Raw genomic sequence first — 4,300 nt, 5'->3', positions numbered from 1 at the left:
TTGACAGGCGTTTGAGAATCTCAGCGTTTAACACCTTCCATGGAAGGTCAAGAAAATTCCCGGCGGCGTCCGTCTCTCCCACCTAACCGCTCAGGCAGGTCCAGCGGCGCAGAAGGGTTTAACTTCCATGGCCTCCGTGATATATTTGTTATTGCATAAAACTCCCGACTCAAATATAAATGAAGGCTCCAACAACCACTTGACATGGAGGGTATTATGTCCGGAGGGCTGGCTTTCAGGAAAGATTGTGAGGAGTGCGGGCACAGTTTTTTGACCCCGGACCGGAAGGCAAGAATGTGCCCGCGCTGTACCGGAAAGGGACGGAAAAAGGAGCACCCTTCAAAGATCGAAGCTTCCGCCAAAATAACTGACGAGAAGCCGTCGTCAAGGGCTCCGGCCCACAAACCCTTTCCTCGGGATTCAAAAAAAGTTGAAATCCCCCAGGAAGTTGGAAGTGCACCGCCTGAATCTAAGGCAATTGCGGAAGGCATCGGTAAATCGGAACACGGCCAAACGCCCACGGACCAGAGGTCCAAGGCAAAGCCGGAGATCGTGCTGACCGAAGAACAGACCCAGGAGATCATCAGACGATATCAAGCCTATGTTGAGATCATGGAACGCCCTCCCAGGGGAAGGCGGAAGACAATCGCCGCCGAAATGGGACTCCCTTATCGGGCCGTTGTCATGGCTCTACGAACCTGGATCCAGGCTCACCAAAAGGATTTGAGCCGGGAAGACCGCTTCTCGGTGGAAAAAGCCTATTTCTCATTCATGGGAAAAGAAACCTCCTTCGCCCGGATCAAAGAACGAATCGGCCAAGTGACCGGATTAAATCCCTGGCCGATCTCCCGCTATATCGATACACTCCACGACGGTGAGGAAAAGCTGAAGGAGGTCCCGGATGTCCCATCGGAGCAAAAAGCTCTTATCCTGGCTGGATATAACGATTACTTGGCCGGCTCCGCCCCGCCGGGACCATTCCTCCATGCGCTGATTGCCGAAAAAACTGGAGTCGGCCCCAGGCAAGTATACAAGGTCCTGCTTGCCTACCGTCTTGGCCGTTTCCGGGAGAAGTGGGGTTAAAATGAAAGAAAAGGAAGCATTACGGATAGTTCAACCCGAGGATATTCGACGAATCCGGGTTATAAACCATGTCAGCCAGGGCGTTTTTGCAGCCATTCTTGGAATAGGTAAGACAAGGGTCCAACAGTGGGAACAAGGGCAGAAAAGGCCCGGCGTGCCGGCCCAAAGGCTCCTCGATTTAATTGATCGTAAAAGATTAGAAGCCCTTGGCTAAAACGGCCGGAATTATCCTTCCTGCTGGTTTAGACAACAGGCAGCAAAATTGCCTTCATTTTCGTTACACGGACCTGTCCCAAGACCACCACGCCGCATGACCTGAATTATTGCCTGGAGAGCGCAACATGAAGATTTTAAAAATTCACACATTGGAAAAGGGCTGGTGTGACAAAGATTATGTCATGCTTCACGGAATGTTTCCAGGATTTCAGCCGGGATAACGGTAGGGGGAGTAATCAATAAGATCGAGAACTTCAAAGACCTTAATCAGTTGTTTTCATTCTGTCTTGATAGACAAGATTAATCTTCCTAAACTCCTTCCCGGAAAAAGCAAGTTTTTATTACCAATCCGCATTGTCTTGCGGAATAGTTTTGACTTTTCTGCAAGTCTTTGCTAAAAAGGCGACATGAAAAGGTACTTATACGATCAGATCCTAAAAGATCTTAAAAAGAAGATGGTCATCATAACCGGCCCTCGTCAGGTGGGAAAGACCTATCTGTCAAAGGAAATCATGAAAGAATTCCCGTCCGCACAGTATCTTAACCACGACAACGAAGATGACCGCCGGATCATCCGCCGCCGTTCCTGGCGGCTGAATGCCGGACTCCTTGCCTTTGACGAAATCCACAAGATGAAGAACTGGAAGGGTTTTCTAAAAGGTACCTTTGACTCCCGGCCTGAAGGGCAGGCAATCCTGGTAACAGGTAGTTCCAGATTGGAAACTTATCGCCAGACTGGAGAATCCCTTGCAGGCAGATATCTTCACCTGAGACTTCTGCCCTTATCTGTGAAGGAATTGTCTCAGGAATTGACACCCTTTGATGCAGTAGAGAAGCTCAACCGTTTCGGCGGGTTTCCAGAGCCTTTTTTGTCTGCCTCTGAAGAGGATGCTTCACGGTGGAGGAATCAATATTATACCGACCTGCTCCGGGAAGATATTGTTGAATTCAGCAGGATTCAGGAGATTAAGGCGATGCGGGGGCTTGTAGAGTTGCTGCGCCATCGAGTGGGATCTTCCATATCCTATATGTCGCTTGCAGAGGATCTCCAGATTTCCCCCAATACAGTCAAAAGATACATCTCTATTCTTGAAAGCCTCTACATCATATTCCTGATCCGGCCATTTCACAAAAACATCGCCCGCTCAATCCTGCGGGAACCCAAGGTCTATTTTTATGACAGTGCATTTGTCAAGGGAGACGAAGGGGTAAGGCTGGAAAATACGTGCGCCCTATGTCTGCTCAAGCATGTGCATTATCTCTATGATGTCCGCGGAAGAGACACTGAACTGAACTACATCAGGACTAAGGACGGCAAAGAGGTTGACTTCGTCATAGTTGCGGATGGTTCACTTCATGTGTTAATCGAGGTGAAACTCTCTGACAAGACTCCAGCCAGGTCCTTGATCCATTTTGCCGGACAGCTTACGGAAAGCCAGAACATCCAGCTCGTTCACCATCTTCACCAGGAGGAGCATCGGGCCGGGGTTGATATTCTGCGCGCAGGCGATTGGCTTGCAGGTCTTGAGGCCTGAGAGGTGGTAGCCACTCGTTACGCTTTCGGGTACTTTTAGCATTAGCAACTAAAGAATCAAAATCTTCTCAAAATGGGTAGAAAAATTTTCTGAACATGGATCAAACGTGCGCCAATTGCGGGATTACAGACATATTTCGGATGATCAAACCCGCTGTGATTACGGCCTTTCCAAGTTTGGTAATGTAGTACTTGTAAGTTTTTCCGACTTTGCGAATGATGCCGTGGACATGGAGTCATTTCAGGATTCTGGTCATTGCGGCGGTGTTTATTGCCGGAATGTGCTTGCGCAGAGACTTGTTCTGAAGTCCGTTGATGTTGAACTCGCCATGGGCCAGGACTTCAAATAGGTTTGAGCAAGATCCGAGTCGTTGACCCTTTTTCTTATTTTAGTACGGATTTTTACAAAAGCGAGGATAGCGGTTAAGGGAAGATTATTGACCTTCGGTTCCAAACCAGGAAAATCGATCTGGAATCCCCACCTTCCCAATGGCCATTAAATGATTTGATTTGGGTGCTAAAGCTGACTTAATCGAAAATCTTCCCCTTCGGTCTTCATTTCTCATGCCGCCAGATTTCCGATTATTTTCCACCAGAAAGGCATTACCTTTGTGTTTTTAACAGGTTGAAAGGACTCTGGGTATCGGGCTCTGGGTCAAGATCCCCTCCCATCAGGATGAAAATCTCCCATAATTTTTGGGACTCTTCGAAACGCTCGGCCGGAGATAATTTATACCAATCGGTTGTTTCATTATCCAAATTTTCTAAAAAATAAAATTCCATATAGAGAGAGTATAAAATAACCAAAAAAGAGGGTCAAGGAGAAAAAAATGGGTAACTCGATATGATAGATACCCGACTAGTTCTTTTTGATCTATAAAATGTCAATAAAAAAGCCCGTTTCCAATCAAAATTGAAAACGGGCTTCATAAAAATTCCCGGCGGCGTCCTACTCTCCCACCCAGCTGCCCGGGCAGTACCATCGGCGCTGAAGAGCTTAACTTCCGTGTTCGAGATGGGAACGGGTGTGGCCCCTTCGCCATTGCCACCGGGAAACCGTATTACCATTTCGGATTTCTGATTTCGGATTGCGGAATAAACGTTAATCCAAATTCGGAAATACCTGATAAAATATAAAAACAAATATGGAGCGGAAGAAGAAAAAAATTTTATGACCAAGCCGCACGGCCGATTAGTATCGGTAAGCTCAAGACATTACTGCCCTTACACACCCGACCTATCAACCTCGTAGTCTCCGAGGGGCCTTTAGTCTACCTTGCGGCAGAGGGATATCTAATCTTGAGGTGGGCTTCCCACTTAGATGCTTTCAGTGGTTATCCCTTCCGAACATAGCTACCCAGCGATGCTCCTGGCGGAACAACTGGTAGACCAGAGGTTAGTTCTTGTAGGTCCTCTCGTACTGTACAAGACTCCCCTCAAGATTCGACGCCTGCGGTAGATAGGGAC

Annotated in this window: 3 protein-coding genes and 2 rRNA genes; 3 read left to right on the top strand and 2 right to left on the bottom strand. The window is 47.8% G+C overall.

Annotation, left to right across the window (positions count from 1 at the left end):
* The first annotated feature begins 216 nt into the window (after positions 1-216).
* The 3 genes from HY879_16920 (at position 217) to HY879_16910 (ending at position 2,834) form a co-directional block, all read left to right on the top strand.
* Positions 217-1,083 (top strand): hypothetical protein, encoded by an 867-nt coding sequence (locus HY879_16920; GenBank protein ID MBI5605021.1) that lies wholly within the window; start codon positions 217-219, stop codon positions 1,081-1,083.
* 1 nt (position 1,084) lies between these two features.
* Positions 1,085-1,297, top strand: coding sequence for a hypothetical protein (locus HY879_16915; protein ID MBI5605020.1), 213 nt, complete (start codon positions 1,085-1,087; stop codon positions 1,295-1,297).
* 433 nt (positions 1,298-1,730) lie between these two features.
* Positions 1,731-2,834: an ATP-binding protein gene (locus HY879_16910; protein MBI5605019.1), complete on the top strand. Its 1,104-nt coding sequence runs from the start codon at positions 1,731-1,733 to the stop codon at positions 2,832-2,834.
* A 935-nt stretch (positions 2,835-3,769) separates the two neighbouring features.
* On the opposite strand, the gene rrf is transcribed toward HY879_16910, so the two are convergent.
* Together rrf and HY879_16900 are read right to left on the bottom strand one after the other, a co-directional pair.
* Positions 3,770-3,886, bottom strand: a 5S ribosomal RNA gene (gene rrf / locus HY879_16905).
* Positions 3,887-4,000: 114 nt separating this feature from the next.
* A 23S ribosomal RNA gene (locus HY879_16900) occupies positions 4,001-4,300 on the bottom strand; the annotation flags it as partial.

This window comes from Deltaproteobacteria bacterium (assembly GCA_016219225.1).
Classification (GTDB): domain Bacteria; phylum Desulfobacterota; class RBG-13-43-22; order RBG-13-43-22; family RBG-13-43-22; genus RBG-13-43-22.
This window is presented reverse-complemented; position numbering and strand designations above follow the sequence as displayed.